The 25,379-nt window shown below is 39.7% G+C and carries 23 protein-coding genes; 18 read left to right on the top strand and 5 right to left on the bottom strand.

Features of this window, described 5'->3' with window-relative positions; genetic code table 11:
* Positions 1-32 precede the first annotated feature (32 nt).
* The 4 genes from MKX82_RS15010 (at position 33) to argH (ending at position 4,264) form a co-directional block, all read left to right on the top strand.
* Positions 33-863, top strand: a complete 831-nt coding sequence (locus tag MKX82_RS15010) for an EcsC family protein (protein WP_341078133.1) — start codon at positions 33-35, stop codon at positions 861-863.
* A 27-nt stretch (positions 864-890) separates the two neighbouring features.
* A complete protein-coding gene (locus MKX82_RS15005; protein ID WP_237941798.1) occupies positions 891-1,391 on the top strand; it encodes a MogA/MoaB family molybdenum cofactor biosynthesis protein in 501 nt (166 codons plus the stop codon).
* 279 nt (positions 1,392-1,670) lie between these two features.
* Positions 1,671-2,879, top strand: coding sequence for an argininosuccinate synthase (locus tag MKX82_RS15000; RefSeq protein ID WP_341078130.1), 1,209 nt, complete (start codon positions 1,671-1,673; stop codon positions 2,877-2,879).
* Complete coding sequence (gene argH / locus MKX82_RS14995) at positions 2,876-4,264, top strand: argininosuccinate lyase (protein ID WP_233317417.1); 1,389 nt, start codon at positions 2,876-2,878, stop codon at positions 4,262-4,264. Before MKX82_RS15000 ends, argH begins: the two co-directional genes overlap by 4 nt.
* Before the next feature lie 37 nt (positions 4,265-4,301).
* Here argH and MKX82_RS14990 read toward each other — a convergent pair whose 3' ends face one another.
* Complete coding sequence (locus MKX82_RS14990; RefSeq protein ID WP_233317418.1) at positions 4,302-4,745, bottom strand: universal stress protein; 444 nt, start codon at positions 4,743-4,745, stop codon at positions 4,302-4,304.
* A 110-nt stretch (positions 4,746-4,855) separates the two neighbouring features.
* Here MKX82_RS14990 and MKX82_RS14985 point away from each other — a divergent pair, with 110 nt between their 5' ends.
* Positions 4,856-4,990, top strand: coding sequence for a hypothetical protein (locus MKX82_RS14985; RefSeq protein WP_267913463.1), 135 nt, complete (start codon positions 4,856-4,858; stop codon positions 4,988-4,990).
* 61 nt (positions 4,991-5,051) lie between these two features.
* Here the strand turns inward: MKX82_RS14985 and MKX82_RS14980 are convergent, their stop codons facing one another.
* The gene (locus tag MKX82_RS14980; RefSeq protein ID WP_341078119.1) at positions 5,052-6,149 is read right to left on the bottom strand and encodes a M24 family metallopeptidase; all 1,098 of its coding nucleotides are present in this window, start codon (positions 6,147-6,149) and stop codon (positions 5,052-5,054) included.
* A 176-nt stretch (positions 6,150-6,325) separates the two neighbouring features.
* Between MKX82_RS14980 and MKX82_RS14975 the strand changes: the two genes are divergently transcribed.
* From MKX82_RS14975 to MKX82_RS14965, 3 genes are all read left to right on the top strand, one after another.
* Complete coding sequence (locus MKX82_RS14975) at positions 6,326-6,574, top strand: hypothetical protein (RefSeq protein ID WP_233317420.1); 249 nt, start codon at positions 6,326-6,328, stop codon at positions 6,572-6,574.
* Positions 6,575-6,963: 389 nt separating this feature from the next.
* On the top strand, positions 6,964-8,283 hold the full coding sequence (locus MKX82_RS14970) for a DRTGG domain-containing protein (protein ID WP_233317421.1): 1,320 nt from the start codon (positions 6,964-6,966) through the stop codon (positions 8,281-8,283).
* A gap of 18 nt (positions 8,284-8,301) precedes the next feature.
* A complete protein-coding gene (locus MKX82_RS14965) occupies positions 8,302-9,234 on the top strand; it encodes a DHH family phosphoesterase (protein WP_233317422.1) in 933 nt (310 codons plus the stop codon).
* Between the two features lie 45 nt (positions 9,235-9,279).
* On the opposite strand, the gene ytrI is transcribed toward MKX82_RS14965, so the two are convergent.
* Positions 9,280-9,789: a sporulation membrane protein YtrI gene (ytrI, locus tag MKX82_RS14960; protein WP_233317423.1), complete on the bottom strand. Its 510-nt coding sequence runs from the start codon at positions 9,787-9,789 to the stop codon at positions 9,280-9,282.
* A 1-nt stretch (position 9,790) separates the two neighbouring features.
* Positions 9,791-10,123, bottom strand: coding sequence for a YtrH family sporulation protein (locus tag MKX82_RS14955; protein ID WP_233317424.1), 333 nt, complete (start codon positions 10,121-10,123; stop codon positions 9,791-9,793).
* 284 nt (positions 10,124-10,407) lie between these two features.
* Here MKX82_RS14955 and dnaE point away from each other — a divergent pair, with 284 nt between their 5' ends.
* The 7 genes from dnaE (at position 10,408) to MKX82_RS14920 (ending at position 20,381) form a co-directional block, all read left to right on the top strand.
* Positions 10,408-13,770 carry a DNA polymerase III subunit alpha gene (dnaE, locus tag MKX82_RS14950; RefSeq protein ID WP_341078108.1) on the top strand — a complete coding sequence of 1,121 codons (3,363 nt, stop codon included), beginning with the start codon at positions 10,408-10,410 and terminating at the stop codon, positions 13,768-13,770.
* Between the two features lie 162 nt (positions 13,771-13,932).
* Complete coding sequence (locus MKX82_RS14945; protein ID WP_233317427.1) at positions 13,933-14,550, top strand: FadR/GntR family transcriptional regulator; 618 nt, start codon at positions 13,933-13,935, stop codon at positions 14,548-14,550.
* 169 nt (positions 14,551-14,719) lie between these two features.
* Positions 14,720-15,589 (top strand): acetyl-CoA carboxylase, carboxyltransferase subunit beta, encoded by an 870-nt coding sequence (accD, locus tag MKX82_RS14940; protein ID WP_237942333.1) that lies wholly within the window; start codon positions 14,720-14,722, stop codon positions 15,587-15,589.
* Positions 15,583-16,536: an acetyl-CoA carboxylase carboxyl transferase subunit alpha gene (gene accA, locus MKX82_RS14935; protein WP_233317429.1), complete on the top strand. Its 954-nt coding sequence runs from the start codon at positions 15,583-15,585 to the stop codon at positions 16,534-16,536. Before accD ends, accA begins: the two co-directional genes overlap by 7 nt.
* Positions 16,537-17,040: 504 nt before the next feature.
* Positions 17,041-18,003, top strand: coding sequence for a 6-phosphofructokinase (gene pfkA, locus MKX82_RS14930; RefSeq protein ID WP_233317432.1), 963 nt, complete (start codon positions 17,041-17,043; stop codon positions 18,001-18,003).
* Positions 18,004-18,089: 86 nt separating this feature from the next.
* Positions 18,090-19,850 carry a pyruvate kinase gene (pyk, locus tag MKX82_RS14925; RefSeq protein WP_233317434.1) on the top strand — a complete coding sequence of 587 codons (1,761 nt, stop codon included), beginning with the start codon at positions 18,090-18,092 and terminating at the stop codon, positions 19,848-19,850.
* A gap of 141 nt (positions 19,851-19,991) precedes the next feature.
* The gene (locus tag MKX82_RS14920) at positions 19,992-20,381 is read left to right on the top strand and encodes an FxsA family protein (protein ID WP_233317437.1); all 390 of its coding nucleotides are present in this window, start codon (positions 19,992-19,994) and stop codon (positions 20,379-20,381) included.
* Positions 20,382-20,433: 52 nt separating this feature from the next.
* Here MKX82_RS14920 and ytvI read toward each other — a convergent pair whose 3' ends face one another.
* Positions 20,434-21,555, bottom strand: coding sequence for a sporulation integral membrane protein YtvI (ytvI, locus tag MKX82_RS14915; protein WP_233317439.1), 1,122 nt, complete (start codon positions 21,553-21,555; stop codon positions 20,434-20,436).
* Between the two features lie 193 nt (positions 21,556-21,748).
* Here ytvI and MKX82_RS14910 point away from each other — a divergent pair, with 193 nt between their 5' ends.
* From MKX82_RS14910 to ggt, 3 genes are all read left to right on the top strand, one after another.
* The gene (locus tag MKX82_RS14910; RefSeq protein ID WP_233317441.1) at positions 21,749-22,210 is read left to right on the top strand and encodes a DUF441 domain-containing protein; all 462 of its coding nucleotides are present in this window, start codon (positions 21,749-21,751) and stop codon (positions 22,208-22,210) included.
* Positions 22,211-22,495: 285 nt separating this feature from the next.
* Positions 22,496-23,737, top strand: coding sequence for an MFS transporter (locus tag MKX82_RS14905; RefSeq protein ID WP_233317443.1), 1,242 nt, complete (start codon positions 22,496-22,498; stop codon positions 23,735-23,737).
* Positions 23,734-25,314, top strand: coding sequence for a gamma-glutamyltransferase (gene ggt / locus MKX82_RS14900; RefSeq protein WP_237941793.1), 1,581 nt, complete (start codon positions 23,734-23,736; stop codon positions 25,312-25,314). The genes MKX82_RS14905 and ggt overlap by 4 nt, the downstream gene beginning before the upstream one ends.
* Positions 25,315-25,379: the final 65 nt, after the last annotated feature.

The raw sequence follows: 25,379 nt of genomic DNA, 5'->3' as shown, positions 1-25,379 counted from the left end.
AAAGGCTTTGGTAACTTGAAAGGAGCTGTATTATGCTGACATTTAGAGAAGAAGAAGTACTTAAGGAGCTATCTGAGTGGGAGAGAGAACTGCTTTCATATGAAAAGAATGATATGGTGAGTTTATATGAAAAGTATGTGAAAAAAAGCATGTCATATATAGAAGAAAGCAAGTGGCAGGATATTTATGCAGTTATTGATAATTCTTTATTTCATGCATATACGATGCTTTTAAGTTCCAGCCTTCACGAAAATGCAAATGAGCGAATGCTGTCAACCGCTAGAATATTTAATGAGAATATTACGGAAATAACGGATATGAAGTCTTTAACAATTGATCAACTCCACTTTATTGGGCAGCAGCAAATGGTGAAACACCGTTTGTATGCCTGTTTTCAAGGCAGTATTACAGGAACTGGCGGTGTTGCAGCGGCAGCTTCTGACTTTTTGGGACTGATGGCAATCAATATAAGATTTTGTCAGCAAATATCTTCCTTGTTTGGTTCACCAGGCAACACTCCTACTGAAATAATGACTGCATTAAAGGTTCTTCATGGTGCATGCCTGCCAAAAAGACTTCAAGGCAAGGCTTGGGCAGAATTAATGGAAGAGTTGGGACGACCGAACAATTATTTTTATGAAGGAACAGAAAACGTTGCAAGTTCGGAAGTGGCAGAGGTCATGTTGCAGCAGACAATGAAAATGTTTTTTATTTTTCTATTTGGTAAAAAGACATATAAGAAAATGCCTTTTGTCAGCATGTTTATCGGTGCGGGGGCCAATTATCAGTATACGAAAAAGATAACAGAATTTATTTATAAGTTTTACCAGCGCCGGTACCTGTATGAAAAGCTGCAAAGTTAAGCAGAAAATAAAGGAGAGGAAGCAGGTTTGAGCATAAATACTCATAATAATAAGAATTATACTCATATTAAGTGCAAAGTAATTACAGTGAGTGATACAAGAACAGAGGCTGATGATAAAAGCGGAAAGACAATAATGGAATTGTTGGAAGCGGCAGGCCATTATACAGCTAATTATGTGATTGTCAAAGATGAAATAAAGGAAATTCAAACAGAACTATTGAAAAATACAGAAGCACAAGCAATTATTTTGAACGGGGGAACGGGGATTTCTCCAAGAGATGTCACAATTGAAGCAGTCGCACCATTGTTAACAAAGGAAATAAGCGGGTTTGGTGAGCTTTTTAGGATGCTTAGCTATACAGAGGATATTGGAGCAGCAGCTATGCTGTCAAGAGCAATTGCCGGGACGGTTGGCGAGCGTGCAGTCTTTGCAATGCCAGGTTCAACAGGAGCTGTAATGCTTGGAATGAAGAAACTTATACTTCCAGAGCTCAGCCATGTCATCAGTGAACTACATAAAAAATAAGGAACATTTGAATAAGATTTTGCATAAAAGGGAGGAGAGCCTCCTTTTTTTTACGGTTTTTTTTTATAACCGGCAATGAAAATACTGATGTGACAACAAATACTTTTAGACGTCCTGAGTGTATGTATAGAGGCGTTATTATAAATATAAATATTTTTGTATTTTTATAGAATAAAAGCTTGAAATTCTCTTAAAAAGTTGCTAAAGTGTTTAGTATAGTTTTTGAATAAAAATATAAATAAATGAATAATTATTCGTATATATAGGAGGAAAACGCTCATGGCGAATCCAAAAGTTGTATTAGCATATTCAGGTGGTTTAGATACATCCGTAGCAATCAAATGGCTACAAGATCAAGGTTTTGATGTAGTTGCTTGCTGTCTTGATGTTGGAGAAGGTAAGGACTTGAAATTTATTCAAGAAAAGGCTCTAACAGTTGGAGCTGTTCAATCATATGTAATTGATGCAAAAGAAGAATTTGCACAGGATTTTGCTTTGATAGCGATGCAGGCACATACATTATATGAAGGAAAATATCCGCTAGTTTCTGCACTTTCAAGACCGTTAATTGCAAAAAAACTTGTTGAAGTGGCAGAAAAAGAAAATGCAGTAGCTGTTGCACACGGATGCACAGGAAAAGGAAATGACCAAGTGCGTTTTGAGGTTTCTATCCAAGCTCTTAACCCGAACTTAAAGGTGTTGGCGCCAGTGCGCGAATGGGGTTGGTCTCGTGAAGAAGAAATCGAATATGCGAAAGAGAAAAATATTCCGATTCCAATTAACTTAGACAGCCCATTCTCTATTGACCAAAACTTATGGGGACGCAGCAATGAGTGCGGAATTTTAGAAGATCCATGGGCGGCACCGCCGGAAGATGCATATGATTTAACAGTAAGTCTAGAAAATGCGCCTGATACGCCGGACATTATCGAAATAAACTTTAAAGAAGGTATTCCAGTCAGCATTGACGGCATTTCATACAAATTGTCTGATTTAATCCTTGAGCTGAATAAATTGGCAGGTAAGCATGGAGTAGGACGTATTGATCATGTAGAAAACCGCCTTGTTGGGATTAAATCACGTGAGGTTTATGAGTGCCCTGGTGCTATTACACTTATCCAAGCACATAAAGAGCTCGAAGACATTACGCTTGTAAAAGAAGTTGCTCACTTCAAGCCAGTTATCGAAAAGAAAATCACGGAAGTTATTTATGAAGGCTTATGGTTCTCTCCAATAACAAATGCTCTTCAGGCATTCCTGAAAGAAACGCAAAAGAATGTGACAGGAACTGTACGTGTTAAGCTATTTAAAGGTCATGCAATCGTTGAAGGAAGAAAATCTCCTAACTCCTTGTATGATGAAAAGCTGGCAACATACACTTCAGATGATGAATTCGATCATGCAGCTGCTGTTGGCTTCATTAAACTATGGGGTCTGCCAACAAAAGTGCAAAGCATTGTGGAAAACAGCAAGAAGGTGACAGTGTGAAGAAATTATGGGGAGGCAGATTTACAAAATCTGCAGAAGAATGGGTAGACGAATTCGGCGCATCCATCTCCTTTGATCAAGAGCTAGTCTTAGAAGACATTGACGGAAGCATTGCCCATGTGGCAATGCTTTCTGAAACAGGAATTCTAAGTGTAGAGGAAGCGGAAAAAATCAAAGCTGGATTGCTTCTATTAAAAGAAAAAGCAAACAAGGAAGAGCTTGAGTTCTCTGTTAAATTGGAAGATATCCATCTTAATCTTGAAAGCCAACTGACAGAACTGGTTGGTCCTGTTGGCGGCAAGCTTCATACTGGAAGAAGCCGTAATGATCAGGTTGCAACAGATATGCATTTGTATTTGCGCAAGCAAGTAAAGAATATCATTGCTCTTTTAGAGGAGCTTCAAGGTGCATTGCTCGAAAAGGCGGAAGCCAACATCGAAACGATTATGCCTGGGTATACACATTTGCAAAGAGCACAGCCTATATCCTTTGCTCATCATCTGATGGCTTATTTTTGGATGTTTGAACGAGATAAAGCGAGATACAAGGAAAACTTGAACCGCATTAATGTCTCGCCGCTTGGTGCAGGAGCATTAGCAGGGACAACTTTCCCTATCGATCGTTACAGAACTGCTGAACTTTTGGATTTTGAAGGTATTTATGAGAATAGCATGGATGCTGTCAGCGACCGTGATTTTATCTTGGAGTTTTTATCTTCGAGCAGTATCTTAATGATGCATCTATCTAGATTCAGTGAGGAAATCATTCTTTGGTCAAGCCAGGAGTTTAAATTTATTGAACTGGATGACAGCTTCTCAACAGGAAGCAGCATCATGCCGCAGAAGAAAAATCCGGATATGGCAGAACTAATCAGAGGAAAAACAGGCAGAGTCTACGGTAATTTAATGGGATTGCTGACTGTCTTAAAGGGACTTCCTCTTGCTTATAATAAAGACATGCAAGAAGACAAAGAAGGAATGTTTGATACTGTCAAAACAGTAGCAGGTTCTTTGAAGATTTTTGCTGGCATGGTTCAGACGATGAAGGTTCAGACAAATGCAATGGAGCAAGCAACAAAAAATGACTTTTCTAATGCAACAGAACTGGCCGACTATTTATCAGACAAAGGCATGCCGTTTAGAGAAGCACATGAGGTTGTAGGCAAATTAGTGCTGCACTGTGTGCAGAAACAATGCTTTTTGGCAGATTTGCCGCTGGATGAACTTCAAGCTGCAAGCCCGCTGTTTGAAGGAGATATTTACGAGGTGCTCAATCCAAGAACGGCTGTACAAAGAAGAAACAGTGCAGGCGGAACTGGATTCCAGCAAGTCGAACAAGCTATTAAAAAAGCAAAAACATGCCTTGATTCTTTTGCGAAGGCATAATTTAAGAGAGGCATCCGTTGGGATGCCTCTCTCTTTCTTATATTCCATTTCTTACAATAAGCACATCACATGGCGCATTGCGGGCAATTCCCTCAGAAACACTGCCGATAATAAAACGTTCCACTGTATTCAAACCAGTAGCGCCGCAAATAATCAAATCGGCATCATATTTCTCGGCAATATCCCTTGGAATAACAGCTCTTGGTGATCCGAATTCAATTGCTTTCTCCACATTTTCTACACCGCCTTGGGCTGCCTTCCTTGTATACTTTTCCATTATTTCTTTGGCAAATTCGTCTGCTTTCGAAGCAACAGATTGATCAAATGCTGCAACTGTAGCGAAAGAACGTGTGTCAATAACATGTGCTAAAATAAGCTTTGCATTATTTTCTGCTGCAATAGATACAGCCTTTTCAAAGGCTTTTTCTCCTTGCTCCGAACCGTCGACAGCAACAATGATTTTCTTATACGTTAACCCCATATTAACACCCTCCTATTTCTTCTATTTAATTATATACCCTCCTATTGCATAACATTAACTTTAATAAGCAAAAATAAAAAAGCATTTCAAAACAGGAGGGGACAGCCATCATGAGGGAAATAAAGGGAAACCCGAACTTTGATTATGATGAAAATGGTCATTTGGAAGTTACGGCACAAGTGATGGACGCCTATAATGACGGCGCCATTGACAGCTTGATTATCCGCAGCCAAGAAGAGAAATAAGCAAAAAAACTGACTCAAAACTCCGTTAAACGGTCATTTGAGTCAGCCCCTTCTTCATTCATTATGAAATTACTTGAAGCTCTTTCGGAAACTTCGTCAGGATTTCCACGCCATCTTTCGTTACATACACATCATCTTCGATTCGCACACCTGCTACATTTGGCACATATATACCTGGCTCAATTGTATAAACCATACCCTCTTTTAATGTAAGTGGATTTGTTGATGTGAGGGATGGGAACTCATGAACACTTATACCAAGACCATGTCCAAGGCGATGTGGAAAATACTCTCCATAACCAGCGTCCTTAATCACATTTCGTGCTGCCAAGTCCACATCCATACATTTAGCTCCAGGAACAGATGCATCAAGAGCAGCGAGCTGGGCTTTCAATACTGTGTCATATATCTTTTGCTGTTCATCATTTATATCCCCGAAAGCTACCGTTCTTGTAATATCGGAACAATAGCCATCCACAACAACGCCTAAATCAAACAGAACTAAATCTCCCTTTTTGATTTTTGTATTCCCTGGAGTGCCGTGTGGTGACGCACCGTTTTTGCCTGTTAGCACCATTGTGGAGAAGGACATTTTGCCGATGCCTTTTTTCTTCAATTCATACTCAATGGCAGCCAAAATTTCCATTTCTGTTTTGCCTTCTGCAATCTCGCTGCAGCCAACCTCAATCGCATAATCTGCCCACTTGCAAGCTTCGCGGATTTTGGAAAGCTCATGCTCTGATTTGACCATTCTCACTTCATTCAGCTTTTCCTCTGCAGGCAAGTATTTCTCAATGGCAGGGAAATATTGCTGTAATGCTTCATATCTAGAAATATTCATATGTTCTTTTTCAACAGCAATTCGTTTTGCTGCTGATTTTTTGCTGACTTTTTCCTGAATTGTTTCCCATGGATTATCCGTGTCACTATAACCGATTATGTCATACTTCCAGCCTGCATTTCTTGCATCATTTTGCTCCATTGCAGGACATACAAGAATCGGTTCTTCTTTTGGGAAAAGTATCAGTGCCAGTAGTCTTTCATGTGGATCACTGTAAAATCCGCTCAAATAAAAAATATTATCTGTTGATGTCAAGAAGGTGAAATCGATTGCCTCTTGTTCCATCCATGTTGATAGTTCCTTTAATTGCTTCTCCAAGGAATAATTCCTCCTTTAATAAAGTTAAACATTATCTTAATATATGTTATCGCTTCTTAAGATTATCAACAACTCCATTGCTTGTAAACCTTTAGTAATGCGAAATATTCAAGAAGAATGACTTTTTTTAAACTTGTCCGCATAGAATGGTTATAAGTGAAAAAAGGAGGAAAAATATGAAGAAGAATCGGTATTTATTATGCATTCTGTTATGTGGTGTTCTTTTATATTATGGTGTACCAAGGCTTGCTCCGTATGATGCTGGCTTGGCAGGAATCTTTTCTGTTACTTGGCTCGCATTTGCCATCTTTGTGCTTGCAGGAAACTTAACTGCATTGCTGTATACGCCAAAAGCAAAACAACAGAACAGTAAAAAAACACTTCAGCAGCTGCAAAAGAAAAGAAAAATCCGTTACTATCAATAAAATACTTAAGCTTGTCAAAGCTTCTCAATCACAGGTGAGTCCATTCGCATAATTGGGCAACATTGGTGGATAATGAAGAAGGGATTTGGCAAGCTTCTTTTTTTGCTTCTAATTCTATAACAGATATATGAATTATTTGTAACAATTCTTTCGTTACTTTCTTTTTTCTTTGTCATACAAGTATTAAATAACTAAATGGTCAAAACTGTACTAATAATTAAGACGATAAAAATTTCACTGTTATATACATATTGGATTGAATCGAACGAGTGGACATTCTATAATAAAAGAGAAGACAACCGAAAGAGCTAAACTCACTAAACTTACCCGTTTTCATTAGGTTTATGAGTTGACTACATAGAGAATGAAACCCAAAAGGAGGGTGAACAGTGGCAACAAAACATGAACAGATTCTGAATTATATCGACGAACTGCCCGTTGGAGAAAAAATTTCCGTCAGGCAAATCGCAAAGGCGCTGAGCGTAAGCGAAGGAACAGCCTATCGTGCTATTAAGGAGGCTGAGAATAAAGGGTATGTCAGCACGATTGAACGGGTTGGAACGATAAGGATTGAAAGAAAAAAGAAAGAAAATATTGAAAAGCTGACATTTGCTGAGGTAGTAAATATTGTAGATGGACAAGTTCTTGGCGGAAGGGATGGACTTCATAAAACCCTAAACCGATTTGTCATTGGAGCGATGAAACTAGATGCAATGATGCGCTATACAGGTGCAGGCAATTTAATGATCATTGGGAACAGAATAAAGGCTCAGGAGCATGTATTAAGAGCAGGTGCGGCTGTTTTAATTACCGGTGGATTTGATACAGAGGAACATGTGAAGCGGCTTGCTGATGAGCTGCAGCTTCCGATTATTTTAACAAGCTATGATTCCTTTACTGTTGCTACCATGATCAACAGGGCAATCTATGATCAGTTGATTAAAAAGGAAATAGTGCTTGTAGAGGATGTTCTGACTCCTTTGGAAGAGACGATTTATTTAAAGACAGATGATCCTGTTTCCATGTGGCAGAAATATAATGAAGAGACAATGCATGGCAGGTTTCCAGTTGTTGATGCCAACATGAAAGTACAAGGCATGGTTACTTCAAAAGATATTATCGGTAAACAAAAGGAAATATCAGTTGAAAAGATTATGACGAAAAGCCCTGTTACAGTCGGCGGCAAAACAAGTGTAGCCTCTTGCTCCCACATTATGGTTTGGGAAGGGATTGAGCTGCTTCCAGTAGTTGATGAAGCAAATAGGCTCCAGGGAATCATAAGCAGACAGGATGTCTTAAAAGCGCTGCAGATGAATCAGAGACAGCCGCAGATTGGCGAAACAATTGATGATATCATTACAAAACAAATCAATGTTTCTAAAGGGAAACCGAAGTCAGAAAATTCCTTTACTTGCGAAGTTACCCCGCAGATGACAAATCACTTAGGAACCATTTCTTATGGAGTGTTCACCACCATTGTTGCAGAAGCTGCAAACCGAGTGCTGAGAGGGCATAAAAAAGGCGATTTAGTGGTGGAAAACTTAACAATCTATTTTATAAAACCAGTTCAGATTGACAGCACCATTGAAATAGTCCCGAAAATCCTGGAAGTTGGCCGGAAATTTGGGAAAGTCGATGTAGAAGTGTTCAATCAAGGCGTGCTTGTCGGCAAGGCTATGATGATGTGCCAGTTAATTGACAGACACTAGAAAGGAGAGAAATAGAAGATGAAACAAAGCATATTAGATGCAATTAAACAATTTGAAACCATTATAATCCACAGGCATGTCCGTCCAGATCCAGATGCATATGGATCTCAAGGAGGCTTGGCTGAAATCATCAAAACATCTTTCCCTGCCAAAAAAGTTTATACAGTAGGGAAGGAAGAAGAATCGCTTCATTTTTTACGAAGACTTGATGTAATTGAGGACAGCATGTATGAGAATGCTTTAGTTATTGTTTGCGATACTGCCAATCAAGAAAGAGTATGTGATAGTAGATATACAAAAGGGCGTATGCTGATAAAAATTGACCATCATCCTAATGACGATCCATACGGGGATATTGTTTGGGTCGATACTTCGGCAAGCTCTGTAAGCGAAATGATTTATGAATTTTATTTATTTGGCAAAGATCAAGGCTTGAAGCTGAACGATGAAGGAGCAAGACTGCTTTATGCCGGCATTGTCGGAGATACAGGCAGGTTTTTATATCCAAGCACAACAGAAAAAACCTTCAGCTATGCAGGAGAATTAATAAATTACAACTTCACAAGGCCTGACATGTACAATCAAATGTATGAGCTTGAACCAAATATCGTTAAATTAAATGGATATGTGCTGCAGAATTTTACGATGCTTCCAAGCGGAGCAGCATATATGAAGCTTGATAAGGAGGTATTAAGCCGTTTTGAGGCTGTTCCTTCGCAAGCTTCGTTACTTGTCGGCGAACTGGGAAGCGTAAAGGGTATTACAGCATGGGTGTTCTTTATTGAAGAAGACGATCAAATCAGGGTCAGATTCCGCTCTAAAGGTCCTATTATTAATGTCCTTGCGAAAAAGTACAATGGTGGCGGTCATCCCCTCGCATCTGGAGCGAGTATATTTAGCTGGGATGTTGCACAAGACGTTATCCGTGATTTAGATGAGCTTTGTAAATAAAAAATAAAAACCCAAGAATTATTTCTTGGGTTTTTTATCATACTGCTAATCGGCAAAGGTTACACTCAGCTCTACATATACAGTCGTATAAATGATAAGCTCAGAGACTTTGAATCTGTAGCGCTTTTGATCTGATTCGACCACTTTATTTTCGATAGATTTCTTGAGCAGGGCCCGGCTTTTATATACAAGCTCCATATCTTTAGCCACAATTGTCCGCAGATCTTCCTTAATAGCATCTTCCATTTCTAAAGCATTAAATGGTTTGATATCGTATTTTTCCTTGTCTTTGCTGTTTATTTTCACGACTATTCCTTGTATTGTCAGTTTTTCCTCCGCTTTTTTATTCAGCTCGGAAAACTCCTGCTGCCATATTTCCTTATCTTTTTCTAAGTCTGCAATCGTGCTTTTTTGATTTTTTATTTCAGTGCTGTACCTTTCTTGCCAAACACCAAACATAAACAGAAAGACACACCAGCTTATAAAGCCTCCTATCACCATTCCAGCAAAAAAACGCTGAAGGGAAACATTTTTATAAAACGGTGGTATCCTCATGTTAAATATACTCCTGTGTTATCCATCGTAAGATCGTTGCACCAGTATGGGCCCCGCCGAATGCAGAAACAATCAATAGTATCTGTTTGAAAAGATCTTTCGTTCCGGCGTCATAAATACCCTTTTCAATTGTATTGATTGCATCGAAAGTGCCGCCTATAGCTGTAACAATCGCCCAAATCCTAATCATATCCGACAATTTCGTTATTTCTGTCAAGAGAGGCTTGCCTGTCATAAATGCGGCTAAACCGCCTAACAGGGCACCTCCGAGCACAACACCAAGGGCAATAAAATAGCTTTCTATAAATGCCGGGAAAAATGGTTCTTGGTTCATCTTGTCAACCTCACAGTCCCTATTATTCTCTTAATCATACATATGGACAAACTGGGGGAATTATGATTGCTGGAGTTTGGAAACACGAAAAAACTTCCATATTAAAATGAATTAGGCTTTGCTATAAGGAATTCGTATAGACAATGAAAAAGTAAGAACATATTTTCTTTTTTTATGCAATAGAACTATAATAAAAGGATAATTAGTTGCCATAGTCGAACAATTAAATGATTGTGGCGATAAAGAATAATAGTAGAAAGTTTTTGTAAAAGAGTGGTGATTATATGTCTTTTGTTCATCTGCAAGTATCAAGCGCGTACAGCTTGCTGTCGAGTACAGCGTCCGTTAAACAGCTTGTTTCCGCTGCGAAGGAAAGGGGATTCAGTGCGCTTGCCTTGACCGATCGCAATGTTATGTATGGGACGGCAGCTTTTTATAAGGAATGTATCAAGCAGAATATTAAACCTATTATCGGTTTAACTGTCGATATTATCAGTGAAAAGCACACAGATACGGCCTTTCCTCTAGTGCTGCTGGCAAAAAACGGGGAAGGCTTCCAAAACCTGTTGAAATTATCAAGTGCCATCCAGACTAAAAACAAACAAGGCATTCCAATCAGATGGCTAAAGCATTATGCTGACGGGCTGTTTGCGTTTACTCCAGGACATAGTGGTGAAATAGAGCAGTCTCTGCTGGCAGAAGACCTAGAGCACGCTAAAGAAACAGTGGCTTTATTTAAGAGCATACTCGCTCCCGGTCATTTTTATTTATCGCTTCAAAAGCACGGGATAGAAGCAGAGACAGCCTTGAATAAAAAGCTAAAAGAATTAGCAGAGTCTTCAGCAACAAAACTGATTGCTGTAAATGATGTCAAGTATACAAGCAAGGGAGACCGTTTTGCGCAAAGCTGTTTGAATGCAATTAAACATGGCATCACCTTAGCTGAGGTAGTAGAGGATGAATGGGAATCTGAAGAGCGTTATTTGAAAAGCAAGCAGGAGATGGTAGAGCTGTTCAGCGAGGAGCCGGAGGCGTTGGAGAATACTTGGGCGGTTGCTTCAGCATGTGAATTCCAGCTTGGAGAGAAGGTCGCTGCATTGCCAAAATACCCTCTTTTAGCCGGACAAACAGCCGACGGGTATTTACTGGACTTATGCGAGCAAGGGCTGAAAGCTAGATATACAAATCCTTCGAAAATACATATGGAACGCCTTCGTTATGAACTGGATGTAATCAACCGGATGGGCTACAGCGATTACTTTCTGATTGTCTGGGACTTTATGAAATATGCAAGAGACAACGAAATCCTAACAGGGCCTGGAAGGGGTTCTGCTGCAGGCTCGATGGTTGCATATGTGTTGTTCATTACAGACGTTGATCCGATAAAATATGACTTGCTGTTTGAGCGCTTCTTGAATCCTGAACGGATTACGATGCCAGATATCGATATTGATTTCCCGGATGACAAGCGGGAACAGGTTATTGAATATGTTAAAAACAAATATGGTGAGCTGCATGTAGCACAAATTATTACATTTGGGACACTTGCAGCAAAAGCTGCCTTAAGAGATGTTGGCAGGGTTTTTGGGTTATCGATGAAAGAGTTGGAGCAGCTTTCAAAATCAGTGCCCTCGAAGCTTGGAATCACATTGGAGCAGTCCCTGCGGGAATCAAAGCAGCTTCAAGCATTTATTGCGGAATCTCCGAAAAATAAACAAATCTTTGAAACAGCTTGCAAAATAGAAGGGCTGCCGCGACATGCGTCTACACATGCTGCTGGGGTAGTGTTAAGCGAAGAGCCCCTTGTACAGATTGTCCCGATTCAAGGAGGCAATGAAGAGGTTTATTTAACACAGTACAGCATGGAGCATTTGGAGGAACTGGGATTATTAAAGATGGATTTTCTCGGGTTAAGGAATTTATCCTTGCTGCAATCTATCATGGAAACCATTCAGCGCCAAACACATAGAAGAATCGCAATTAAAGAAATTCCTTTAGATGATTCAGCAGTGTTTGAACTCTTGAGCCAAGGAGAAACAACAGGAATATTTCAGTTGGAATCTGACGGAATGAGAAATGTCTTGAAAAAGCTAAAACCAACAGAGTTTGAAGACATAGTAGCTGTTAATGCCCTTTACCGTCCCGGTCCAATGGAGAACATCCCGTTATATATTAACAGGAAGCACGGCAAAGAAGAAATTGATTATTACCACCCTGATTTACAGGTAATCTTAGAGAAAACATACGGGGTAATTGTTTACCAAGAGCAGATTATGCAAATTGCTTCTAAAATGGCAGGTTTTACTCTAGGCGAAGCAGATTTGCTTCGCAGAGCAGTGAGCAAAAAGCAGCGGGATGTGCTAGCGTCAGAACGGGTTCATTTTGTAAATGGTGCGTTGGCAAAGGGATATACACAAAAGGCCGCAGATGAAATTTATGAACTGATTGTCCGATTTGCAGATTACGGGTTTAATAGGAGTCACGCAGTAGCATACAGTATGATTGCCTACCAGCTTGCCTACTTAAAGGCGAACTATCCGCTGTTTTTCATGTCATCTCTTCTGACGTCAGCAGTCGGAAATGAAGGGAAAATTATGCAGTATATCCAGGAATCAAAGCAAATGGGTATTAAGGTTTTGCCTCCTTCTATTAATAAGAGTCATTTCGCCTTTATGGTCGAAGGCAGTGAGATTTTATACAGCTTAGCGGCTGTTAAAGGGGTCGGAGCAGCTGTCTTGAAAGAAGTGTTCCGTGCGAGAAGGCAAAAAAGATTTGAGGATCTTTTTGATTTCTGTTTGCGAACCTCTCCAAAGATAGTAAACAGAAAAATCATAGAAGCCTTTATATACGCAGGCTGCTTTGACGAATTTGGAGAGGACAGGGCAACATTGCTTGCGACCATTGATGTAGCAATTCAGCATGCTCAACTTGTTCATCCAGATGGCATGGAACAAGATGATCTGTTCGGTGAAGAAGGCTTCTTCTTTAAGCCGAAATATGTCCAAGTAGATCCGATGAACGCAGAGGATAAGCTTTCATTAGAGAAAAAGGTTCTCGGACTCTATCTATCTAATCACCCAGTTTCCATATATGAGCAATACAAGCAATTGCTTCGCTCTAATCATTTAGGTGAGATGGCTCCAGGCGGAAAATACAGGACTATAGTATATATAACGGACTGGAAAGCAATCCGAACAAAAAAAGGGGAACCGATGGCGTTCCTTTCCATAAGTGACCAGAGCGGGGAAATGGAGGCAGTCGCTTTTCCGGCAGCTTATAAAAAACTGCAAAACTTGATTCAAACGGAAAAAATTGTATTTATGGAAGGGAAAGTTGATGAACGGAACGGAAACAAACAATTTGTTATCCAAGATGCTGCAAATGTTTTGGAAATCGTCCAATCACAGAAAGCAAACAAACATAAATTATTTATTAAGATTGTCCAGGAAAATGAAACAGATGAAATAAAAGGAAGACTATTGGACATCATTAACAATTATAAAGGGGCTACCCCTGTTATTATCCACTATGTGCAATCTGGAAAGACGATTCAGCTGAATGAAGATTTCTTCATCGATCCTGTAAAGGAATGCCTTCAAAGGCTTGAAGAATTGCTTGGTACAAATCACGTAATCTTGTCTGATTAACTTTACAACTCTGCAATCTTGTTATATTGTTTAATAAGTCAACTGGTCTGACCACTAAGTTCGCGAGTTTTCTTACAGAAACAGGAAGTTTTTATGGCGGGAAAAGGAAAGATGACCAGAAGTTTTAAGGACATGCTAACAAGAAGCAGGTGATGATGAACGGTGAACGAGTCTTCTTCTAACAGCTCCAAGCTTTATTTGGACATAGTCAATCAATTAAGGGACATGATTGAGCAGGATGGCTTAAAACCTGGAGACAGGCTTCCCTCTGAACGTACCCTTTCCGAAAGGCTAAATGCAGGAAGGTCGTCTGTAAGAGAGGCGCTGAGGGCTTTAGAGCTTTTAGGGCTTATTGAGACGAAAAAAGGCGAAGGCACTTTTCTTCGGGATTTTCAAGGACATCGTCTTGTACAGTTAATCAGCACATTTATACTGCGTGATGAAAAGGCTAAATTGGATGTATTAGAAACAAAGAACTTTATACAATTGAATTGTTTGCAAATTGCAATGGAAAAAATGACAGAGAAAGAGCTGGCCGAAATCACAGAATGGGTTGAGTCTGAAAAGGTCAGTGAGAGTGATTTCTTTTTCAAGATTGTCCATATAGCCGACAACTATTTGCTGTTTCGTTTATGGACTATTCTAAAGGATTATTATTATTCTTTAGGGTTTTCCAATGTCTACTGGACAAAAGAAGACTATTTGCTGCTATTAAATAATATAAAAAGCAAAAATGAACTAGAACTGATCATGAACTATAGGGAAAAAAAGCAACTTTAAAGAAAATTAGCTATTATTTTATTTATTATCCTGATTTTTAGATACTTTTTAAAAATGCCAGTCAGGCAAGTATCAGTATGCTTTTTTTTACTATAATGTGCTGCTAAGATTAAAAATATGGTCTTAGATAAAGCGCAAAATGCAAAAAAATGGGGAGGCTTCCACATTGATGATAAAGGAAATATTTTCGAAATCGAAAAAAAAGAAATATGCAACCATCCCTTCAGAATCATCTAAACATGATGTTCCAGAAGGTGTCATGACAAAATGCAGCAATTGCAAAAAAATCATGTATACAAAGGAATTGCAAAAGAACCTCAAGGTTTGCCTGAACTGTGGCTTCCACTTGCCAATGACAGGCTATGAGAGGCTCGACAGCTTGCTTGATGAAGGCACGTTCACAGAGATGAACAAGGAAATGAAAACAGGCAATCCATTAAATTTCCCAGGCTACGAGGAAAAAATCGCAGGCGATCAGAAAAAAACGCATATGAATGAAGCGGTTGTAACGGGCACTGGTGAAATAAATGGTCTTCAAGTAGTAGTCGCTGTCATGGATTCTTCCTTTAGAATGGGAAGCATGGGATCGGTTGTCGGAGAGAAAATCACTTTGGCAATAGAAAAAGCAGATGAACTTTCTGTGCCATTCATCATTTTCACAGCATCAGGCGGTGCAAGGATGCAGGAAGGTGTCCTCAGTTTAATGCAAATGGCTAAAACAAGTACAGCATTGAAGAAATTCAGCGACAATGGCGGGTTGTACATTACGGTGATGACACATCCAACAACAGGTGGAGTGTCTGCAAGTTTTGCTTCGTTAGGAGACTATAACTTTGCTGAGCCAGGCGCCCTGATCGGATTCGCAGGTAGAAGAATTATCGAACAGACGATAGGCGAAAAGCTGCCGGAAGACTTCCAAACATCTGAGTTTTTATTAAAGCATGGTCAGCTCGATGCCGTTATACCGAGACTGGAAATGAAAGAAAAACTCCATTTAGTATTAGAAATGCATCAAGCGGGCGGTGATTCAGAATGGTAGAACTAGAATTTGACAAGCCAGTCGTTGAACTGAAAAACAAGATTAAAGAACTTGAAGATTTCTCGAAAAAAGCAAATGTTGATCTTTCTACTGAAATTGAAAAACTGGAAAAACGATTGGAGAAATTGGAAAAGGATATATATGAGAACATGAAGCCTTGGGACAGGGTGCAGATTGCAAGACACCCAAGCAGACCGACAACTCTTGACTATATTCCATATCTTTTCACCGATTTTATCGAGCTGCATGGTGACAGAACATTTGGTGATGATGCAGCAATAGTTGCCGGTATTGCTAAATTTAAAGGTCTTCCGATAACAGTTATAGGCCACCAAAGAGGGAAGGATACAAAGGAAAATATCCGCAGAAACTTTGGTATGCCTCATCCTGAGGGATACAGAAAAGCATTGAGATTAATGAAACAGGCAGATAAGTTTAGACGGCCGATTGTTTGCTTTATTGATACAAAAGGGGCTTATCCTGGAAAAGCGGCAGAAGAACGCGGGCAAAGTGAAGCTATTGCGAAAAATTTATTTGAGATGGCTTCTTTAAAAGTGCCTGTTATCTGCATCGTAATTGGAGAAGGAGGAAGTGGCGGAGCGCTGGCATTAGGTGTTGGTAACCATATGCATATGCTTGAGAACTCCACGTATTCCGTTATTTCTCCAGAAGGTGCAGCAAGCATCCTATGGAAAGACTCTAATCTGGCAAAGCAAGCTGCAGAAAAGATGAAAATCACAGCACCTGATTTGAAGGAGCTGGGTATTGTTGATACGATCATTCCAGAGGTAAGAGGCGGAGCACATCACGATGTCGAAGCACAAGCTGGTGAGATTGAACAGGTGTTGTTTGCATCCCTTAAGGAATTGAGGGCAATGACAGAAGGTGAGCTTGTTGAACACCGTTACAATAAATTCAAAAGCATCGGAGAACATATCTCTGAGTGATTCTAACGTAAAGAGCTTAAATGGGAAGCATAAGCTTCTTGTTTAAGCTTTATTTTTTTTTGTGCAAATCTTTATATAAAAATATTGAATGAAAATATAGCAATTATCATCGGAAAATGAGAAAATGCAGATGTCGGCAAAAAAGGAATCATCAAAGATTCTTAAATAGCATGCTAGAGGGTTTAAGCTTTCTTATTCGGGAAAAGATAAAAGAGGGAGCAAATAAGATTTTGCTGACAATTCCGTCTTTAATTTTTTTTTTAGATAAAGTTGAGATAGATGAGCCTTCATGATATGTTAGAATTGTTATAGTCAAATGTAATTAAATGAACGCTAAATTATCATAATAAGGAAAAGAAAGCCTTGGGAATTACTATTTTTTAGGGAATATTATCTTTTTATGTGTAATATTTGTGACAGATATTGCAGAAAGATGTTATATAATTTAGTATATGTATGTTTTTATCTACATAGCAGTAGATTAAATTGTATGAGGTGATTGTAATGGTTAAAAGAATTGGGGTACTAACTAGCGGCGGAGATGCGCCAGGAATGAATGCAGCAGTAAGAGCAGTTGTGCGTAAAGCTATTTTCCATAACGTGGAAGTATACGGAGTAATTGGCGGATATGCAGGTCTAATCAATGGAAACTTCAAAAAACTAGAAGTTGGTTCTGTTGGAGACATCATTCACCGCGGCGGAACATTCTTATTCTCTGCTCGTTGTGAAGAGTTTAAAACAAAAGAAGGTCAACAAAAAGGTATTGAGCAGCTTAAAAAGCACGGTATTGATGGTCTTGTAGTTATCGGTGGAGACGGGTCCTACATGGGTGCGAAGGCGCTTACAGAACAAGGATATCCATGTGTCGGCGTGCCAGGAACAATCGACAACGATATTCCAGGAACAGAGCTGACTATCGGATTTGATACAGCTTTGAACACTGTTATTGATGCGATTGACAAAATCCGCGATACAGCAACATCCCATGAGCGTACATTTATTGTCGAAGTTATGGGAAGAAACGCTGGAGACATTGCACTTTGGGCAGGTCTTGCTGGCGGAGCTGAAACAATCCTTATTCCAGAAGAAGGCTTCCATATTGAAGAAGTGGTTGACCGTCTGAAAAAAGGTAGTGAACGCGGCAAAAAACACAGCATTATCATTGTTGCTGAAGGTGTAAGCTCAGGTGTCGAAATCGGCAGACAAATTGAAGAGCACACCGGGTTTGACACTCGCGTCTCTGTATTGGGTCATATGCAGCGCGGAGGTTCTCCAACTGCAGCAGACCGTGTGCTTGCAAGCAGACTTGGCGCATACGCAGTCGAGCTTCTTGTAGAAGGAAAAGGCGGACGAGCAGTTGGTATCGAAAAGAACCAATTGGTAGATTATGATATAATTGAAGCATTATCACGCAAACATACAATCGACAAGAACTTATATCGCCTATCAAAAGAATTGTCCATCTAATGATAGAACAGGAGACTCGAATTAGAATTATTTCTACTTGGAGTCTCTGCCATGAATAAAAAATATTTAAATTGGAGGCAATAATAATGCGTAAGACAAAAATAGTATGTACAATCGGTCCTGCTAGTGAAAGTGTTGAAAAGCTGACACAACTTATGGAAGCAGGTATGAACGTTGCACGTTTAAACTTCTCTCATGGTGATTTTGATGAGCATGGAGCTCGTATTAAAAACATCCGTGAAGCATCTGAAGTTACTGGTAAAAACATCGCGATTCTTCTTGATACAAAAGGCCCGGAAATTCGTACGAATAATATGAAAGACGGTGCTATTGAGCTTGTAGCTGGAAACAACATCATTGTTTCTATGAAAGAAGTAGAAGGTACTACAGAAAAATTCTCCATTACATACGAAGGACTTATCGATGATGTCGAAGCAGGAAGCAAAATCCTTTTGGATGATGGCTTAATTGGACTTGAAGTAACAAGCATTGATAAAGCAGCAGGAGAAATACATACAAAAATCCTCAATACAGGCACATTGAAAAACAAAAAAGGTGTTAACGTGCCTGGCGTTTCTGTTAAGCTTCCAGGAATCACAGAAAAAGATGCTAACGACATTCTATTCGGAGTGGAGCAAGGCATTGACTTCATCGCAGCTTCATTTGTTCGCCGTGCATCTGACGTACTTGAAATCAAGCAGTTGTTAAAAGACAATAACGCTTCTCATGTTCATATCATTCCTAAAATCGAAAACCAAGAAGGTGTCGATAACATCGATGAAATCTTGGAAGTTTCCGACGGCTTAATGGTAGCACGCGGTGACTTAGGTGTGGAAATACCTGCAGAGGAAGTTCCATTGGTTCAAAAATTATTGATTAAAAAATGTAATATCTTAGGTAAGCCGGTTATTACTGCTACGCAAATGCTTGACAGCATGCAGCGCAATCCGCGTCCAACAAGAGCGGAAGCAAGTGATGTAGCAAATGCGATTTTTGACGGTACAGATGCTATCATGCTTTCTGGAGAAACAGCTGCTGGAACATACCCTGTTGAAGCTGTTCAAACAATGCATAATATCGCGTCAAGAGCAGAAACAGCTCTTAACCATAAAGAGATCCTTTCAAAACGCAGCAGAGAGATTGAGCACAACATCACTGATTCAATTGGACAATCTGTTGCTCACACTGCTTTGAATCTTGATGTTAAAGCAGTAATCACACCAACTGCAAGTGGACAAACGGCAAGAATGATTTCTAAATTCCGTCCGGAAGCTCCAATTGTTGCTGTGACATATGATGCGCATATTTTAAGACAGCTTGCTCTAGTTTGGGGTGTTTATCCACGTCTAAGCACAAGATCAGAGTCTACTGATGAAATGCTTGATGTAGCAGTACAAGAGAGTGTTAACAGCTCTATCGTGACACACGGTGACACAGTTGTTATTACAGCTGGTCTGCCAGTTGGTGAAACAGGAACTACAAACATCATGAAAATTCATGTTGTTGGAGACGTTTTAGCAAAAGGTCAAGGTATCGGCCGCAAAACAGCTTACGGTAAGGTTATCGTTGCTAACAATGCGAAGGATGCACTTGATAAAGTGAAGCAAGGTTCTGTTTTAGTAACTACAGGAACAGATCGTGACATGGTTCCAGCTTTGGAAAAATGCAGTGCTTTGATTACAGAAGAGGGCGGATTAACAAGCCATGCTGCTGTAGTTGGACTAAATCTTGGTATCCCAGTAATCGTAGGTGTTGAAAATGCAACTAGCATCTTCGAAGATGGACAAGAAATTACAGTTGATTCCCGTATTGGAACAATCTACAGCGGACATGCAAGTGTGCTGTAATAGTTAATAATAAAAACGCCAATGGTTCTTTACCCTTGGCGTTTTGTTTTGTTTGGAAGAATATGCATTCACTAAATATTTTTCTAATCAAGCAGAAAAAGCTATAATAGAGAAAAGTGGTTTTGAAGGAGGAGCATCATTTTGCGCAATCTTTTTATCGCATTATTGTTTCTTCCGCTTGTCGAACTGGCTGCATTTCTGCTGTCAGGACGGTTTATCGGCATACCGGAGACTTTGCTGTTAGTGGTGGTAACCAGTGCGCTGGGAGCTTTTATTCTTAAAAAGGAAGGCGTAAAAGCCATAAAAAATGTTCAAGAGCAATTAAATTCAGGAAGACTTCCAGGCGATGCCATATTGAACGGTTTTTGTGTACTTCTCGGAGGAATACTTATGCTGCTGCCAGGCTTTCTGTCTGATATTGCAGGTGCTTTACTGTTGCTTCCACCGACGAGGAAGCTTTGCAAGAAGCTGCTGCTTAACTACATGCAGAAAAAACTGCTGCAAAAGAACAGGATTATCATTCAACAATGAATGTAGGAAAAAACAAGCGGCCAGGATTTATTCCAGGCCGCTTGTTTGCTTGTTATATCTTTTTTTCGTCTCCTTTTATGAAGCTCCATAAATCAGCGAAAACTCCAGCTTTATTCAATGTGCTAATAATGACAAGTGTGACTGGACCGATGATTAATCCTAAAAAACCGATCAGCTTAAAGCCGACAAATAAGGCAATTAATGTTGCAAGAGGATCAACACCGATGCTAGAAGAAAGGATTTTTGGTTCCATGATTTGTCTTTGCACAAGAACTACTATATACAATACTGTCAGTCCGACAGCTAAAGGCATTTGTCCGGCAATCATTTCGTATATAATCCATGGAACAAAGACTAGCCCAGTGCCTAAATAAGGGATAATATCAACAATCCCAGTTACTAAGGCAATAGTGATTGCGTAATCGACTCTAAGAATGATTAAGCCGATTAAAATGATGACTGTTGTGATAGATACTAATGTAAGCTGAGCCTTCAAAAAACCAAGCAATGCTCTCTTTAAATCGACAAACACGGATTTTCCGCTTCTGCTCAAACGCGGAGGAAGCAATTTTGAAAGTTTTCGTATGAGGCGATTCCAGTCTTTGCTGATAAAGAAGGTGGCCAATAAAGAGAAAATAATCACAGTAGCAGCATTGGGAAACCAAGACAAGATAATCGGGATGTTTTGGAAAAACGATTGGATAAACGCTCCCACACTTGTCCCGATTTGCTCTCCAACATTTTTGATATTGGAAATAATGGTATCCTGCTGGTTAGTACCTAAGCTGTTAAATGTGCTTGCAAGCTGATTGTAAAGCGGGATAATTTGGGCGGTAAAAAAGTTCTCTATGTATTCAATCAGTGTATTAATATGCTGTGGTACGACATTAGCAAGATAGGCAGCACCTGTGACAATTTCTGCGATTAACAGTGTAATAAGGCCTGCAAACACAGATAAAATGATAATAATACTTAAAACTACGGCAAAGGACCTAGGTAATCTACACTTAAATTGCAGGAAGTTTACAAGTGGATTCATCAGGAACGCAATCAAAAAACCGATAATAAAGGGATAGGTTATTTTTGATAAATAAAAAAAACCAACAAATACTAGTACCGTCACTGCAATTACAAACAGCAGACGAAGTGAACGGTGAATCAAAGTCAGGTTCAATAGACGTCCTCCATTCTTTGGAAAATACATAGCAGTCTTTCCGAAATGTTATCATTTCATATGTAAACTTAAACAATGCAGCCATAAAGTATAATCAGTTAACGGCTCATCTATGCTTATATCATTGATTATAGAGGAAAGGAAAAGGATGGGTCAATAAATGGTAATTTAGCTTTAGAAAGGAGTACATAATATGTTTAGTCAATCATACCTATTTTTATATTTGCTTGTCATTATCGCCCTTATTGCCAAAAACACATCTCTGCTGTTCGCAGTCGGAGCATTATTGATTTTAAAGGTGATCGGCCTTGATGCAAAATCCTTCTCTTTCATCCAGTCAAAGGGGATTAATTGGGGGGTTACCATTATTACAATAGCTGTACTGGCACCCATCGCAACTGGTGAAATCGGTTTTCGAGATCTTTCTGCCGCTTTTAAATCTCCTTTTGCATGGATTGCCCTCTTATCTGGAATTGCAGTCGCACTGCTTGCCAAAGGCGGGGTTAACTTGCTGTCATCAGATCCCCAAATCACTACTGCACTTGTATTAGGAACCATTTTAGCTGTTTCCTTGTTTAAAGGGGTTGCTGTTGGTCCGTTAATAGGAGCAGGGATTGCATACATGGCGATGAGGGCTATGGAGTGGTTTAAATAGCGAAATAGGCGAGGGAACACGTTCTGAGGTTCCCTTTATTGTTCTTTTGTTTTATCTCCTCTCACTTTTGTATCTCCTCTACATATTGTAAGAAATCCTTTCATGTAAATGCTGCCAACTTTCGAATAGTAAATTTTGAGTTTTTAAAATATACATAATGAAATTATTTAAAGATAATTATTTTCAAAACGAAAAAACACTGTCAGATTATCTGACAGAATTCATTTCCTTTTGTTTTTATCATGGTACGATTGTGTCAACATTTTAGTAAAAGGAGACAATTACATGAAAAAAACACGTCCTGTACTCACTATCTTTTTATTCTTTTTAGGCTGGGTATTTATGTATGCTGACAGAAATATCTTATCACCTGTCATGGGCAGTATCGGCGAGGAATGGAGTTTAAATCAAACGCAGTTAGGATTAATGGCGACCGTCTTTTTTGCTGCATATGCCTTCATGCAAATTCCTACAGGGTTTTTGGCAGATAAGTTCGGCCGTGTCAAAGTGTTAGTGATCGGCTTTATCGTTTTCGGTATCGGAACATATTTGAGTGGTGCATCTACAACATTTGGGATATTTCTACTGATGCGCGCACTTACTGGATTAGGTGAGGGCACCTATTATGGCTCGCAATACGGCATCTCCTCCACCATTACTCCGAAGAAGTACCGCGGCCTCGTTTCTGCGATTATAAACAGCGGCATGGCCTTTGGTATCTCACTTGGATTTATGTCATCAAGCTACTTTACCTATACTTTAAATAAAGGGTGGCAGTTTCCCTTTTATGTCTTTGCCATCCCAACGATAATCGTCGGTATCTTAATTGGTATTTTTGTCCGCGATAACTCACATAAAGAGAAAAAACAGGCTGTTCAAGGAGCAGAAAAAGTAGAATTAAAAAGCATTTTTACAAAAAACCATATATTCGTTTATGTGTTGATTTTCTGTTCCTTATATGGCTTTTTCGGAATGCTGACATGGCTTCCTTACTATTTGCAGACAGCAAGAGATATAGAGGCTTCGCAAACAGGCATTATTTCCTCCTTAGTACCGTGGGCCTCCATTCCTGGAGCAATTCTTTTCGGTTATTTATCTGATCGAATTAAAAGCAGAAAACCGCTTATTATCGGGCTTTCCCTGGCAGGGGCAATCTGTCAGTTTGTCATTCCTTACACAGAAAATTACTCCTTCTTAATCGTTGGTTTATGCCTGTACGGTTTGCTTGGGAAATTAGCGCTAGACCCAGTATTGATTTCTTATATGGCAGATATTACGCCACAGTCCATGTATTCAAGAGTTTATGGGTTTTTCAACTTCAGCGGTATGCTTTCCTCTATTTTTGCACCATATATAACAGGCTATTTTGCAGATAAGACAGGAAGTCTTGAATTTGGCTTCTATTTATCAGGGGGGCTGCTAATTATCGGTGCAGTATTATTTTTGTTCACGACAGATAAAAAACAAGCGGATGTTAATTCGATTGAATCAATCGCCACTTTGAAAAGGGAGGAGAAGCTGATTTGAAGAAAGTAATTGTCGGCACAAAATCGATGGTGGTCAGCCCCCATTATTTAGCTTCACAGGCTGGTGAAAGGATATTACAACAAGGAGGGAACGCATTTGATGCTGCTGTTGCAGTGAGTGCTTGCCTTGCAGTTGTTTATCCTCATATGACAGGTCTTGGCGGTGATTCCTTTTGGCTTGCTTATCATGCAGAAAAAAAGAAGGTCCGCTCCTACAACGGCAGTGGCCGTTCCGGTTCAAAAGTGACGAGAGACAAATATAAAGGCAAAGAGGCGATTCCTTTTCGCGGAATAGAAAGTGTTATTACAGTGCCAGGGATGGTAGACAGCTGGGATGCAGTCCTAAGGGAATATGGAAGGATGTCACTCAAGGAAGTGCTTGCACCTGCTATTGAATATGCCGAAAATGGATTCCCTGTTTCCAATGACCAATATGAAAATACGGTAAAGAGTATCGAACTGTTACAGTCAGATAAAGACATGGCAAAAGTATTTTTGCCTGAGGGAAAAGTGCCCAATACATTCAGCAAGTTTGTGCAGAAAAATCTTGGGTGTACACTTCAAAGCTTGGCGGATAAAGGAAGAGATGATTTTTATAAAGGAGATTTAGCAAAGAGAATTATTTCCAGTATCCAAAAAAAGGGCGGTTTGCTGACAGAACAGGATTTTGCTGCACATCAAGGTGAATGGACTGAACCTCTTTCGTCCACATATCGGGACTATACCATATTCCAAGTACCACCTAACTCGCAAGGATTTGTTGGTCTGATGATACTTAATATTTTGGAAAATTTCGATTTATCAGCAATCCCACATGAATCATACGAATATTACCATCTATTAGTGGAGGCTGTGAAAAAAAGCTTCCAGGATCGGAACAATCACTTAACAGATCCTGTGTGGCATAATATACCGTTAGAAAAATTATTAAGCAAAGAATATGCAAAGGAATTGGCTGCCTCCATATCATTTGACCATACATGTGATTTGCCGACACAGCCTGTCGGCAGTGATACTGCGCATGCTGCAGTTGTGGACGAAGACGGCAATGCAGTTTCCTTTATTCAAAGCTTATATTTCGAGTTTGGATCAGGAATTATTGCCGGAGATACAGGAATTACGATGCAAAACAGAGGCTCCTTCTTTTCCCTTGATGCAGACCATATTAATGCATTAGAACCAAATAAAAGGACTTTTCATACGTTGATGCCGGCGATGGCTTTTAAAGAAGATAAGCCATATGTACTATACGGCACACAAGGCGGTGAAGGACAGCCGCAAACACAAACGGTGATGATCACTAGAATGCTTGACTACGGGATGGACCCACAAGCTGCAATCAGCGGTCCAAGATTTGTATGGGGCAGAACTTGGGGAGAAAAAACCCAAGAATTGAAAATCGAAGGTCGGGTGGCAAATGACGTTTTGGAAAAGCTGCAAAAGCTAGGCCATTCAGTGAATAGAGTTGATGACTATGCTGGGATTATGGGTCATGCGAACGCAATTCTCATTGATGAGCAAGGGTTTTTCTATGGCGGTGTTGACCCGAGAAGTGATGGAGCAGCTGTCGGAAGATAGTGGTGAGGGGGCACAGATGAAAGCAGCTGTGCTTCCTTTTTTTTACTTACTGTTTTAGCAGAAAA

It is taken from the genome of Niallia sp. FSL R7-0271, assembly GCF_038005785.1.
Taxonomy (GTDB): domain Bacteria; phylum Bacillota; class Bacilli; order Bacillales; family Cytobacillaceae; genus Niallia.
This window is presented reverse-complemented; position numbering and strand designations above follow the sequence as displayed.

Excerpts from the sequence above, each read along its gene's own strand:
- MKX82_RS14985 (WP_267913463.1), top strand. The coding sequence starts at position 4,856 with ATGAGGGAAATAAAGGGAAACCCGAACTTTGATTATGATGAAAATGGT.
- pyk (WP_233317434.1), top strand. The coding sequence starts at position 18,090 with ATGCGTAAGACAAAAATAGTATGTACAATCGGTCCTGCTAGTGAAAGT.
- MKX82_RS14905 (WP_233317443.1), top strand. The coding sequence starts at position 22,496 with ATGAAAAAAACACGTCCTGTACTCACTATCTTTTTATTCTTTTTAGGC.
- dnaE (WP_341078108.1), top strand. The coding sequence starts at position 10,408 with ATGTCTTTTGTTCATCTGCAAGTATCAAGCGCGTACAGCTTGCTGTCG.
- MKX82_RS14910 (WP_233317441.1), top strand. The coding sequence starts at position 21,749 with ATGTTTAGTCAATCATACCTATTTTTATATTTGCTTGTCATTATCGCC.
- accD (WP_237942333.1), top strand. The coding sequence starts at position 14,720 with ATGATAAAGGAAATATTTTCGAAATCGAAAAAAAAGAAATATGCAACC.
- MKX82_RS14975 (WP_233317420.1), top strand. The coding sequence starts at position 6,326 with ATGAAGAAGAATCGGTATTTATTATGCATTCTGTTATGTGGTGTTCTT.
- ytrI (WP_233317423.1), bottom strand. The coding sequence starts at position 9,789 with ATGAGGATACCACCGTTTTATAAAAATGTTTCCCTTCAGCGTTTTTTT.
- MKX82_RS14990 (WP_233317418.1), bottom strand. The coding sequence starts at position 4,745 with ATGGGGTTAACGTATAAGAAAATCATTGTTGCTGTCGACGGTTCGGAG.
- MKX82_RS15010 (WP_341078133.1), top strand. The coding sequence starts at position 33 with ATGCTGACATTTAGAGAAGAAGAAGTACTTAAGGAGCTATCTGAGTGG.
- MKX82_RS14955 (WP_233317424.1), bottom strand. The coding sequence starts at position 10,123 with ATGAACCAAGAACCATTTTTCCCGGCATTTATAGAAAGCTATTTTATT.
- MKX82_RS15000 (WP_341078130.1), top strand. The coding sequence starts at position 1,671 with ATGGCGAATCCAAAAGTTGTATTAGCATATTCAGGTGGTTTAGATACA.
- accA (WP_233317429.1), top strand. The coding sequence starts at position 15,583 with ATGGTAGAACTAGAATTTGACAAGCCAGTCGTTGAACTGAAAAACAAG.
- MKX82_RS14965 (WP_233317422.1), top strand. The coding sequence starts at position 8,302 with ATGAAACAAAGCATATTAGATGCAATTAAACAATTTGAAACCATTATA.
- pfkA (WP_233317432.1), top strand. The coding sequence starts at position 17,041 with ATGGTTAAAAGAATTGGGGTACTAACTAGCGGCGGAGATGCGCCAGGA.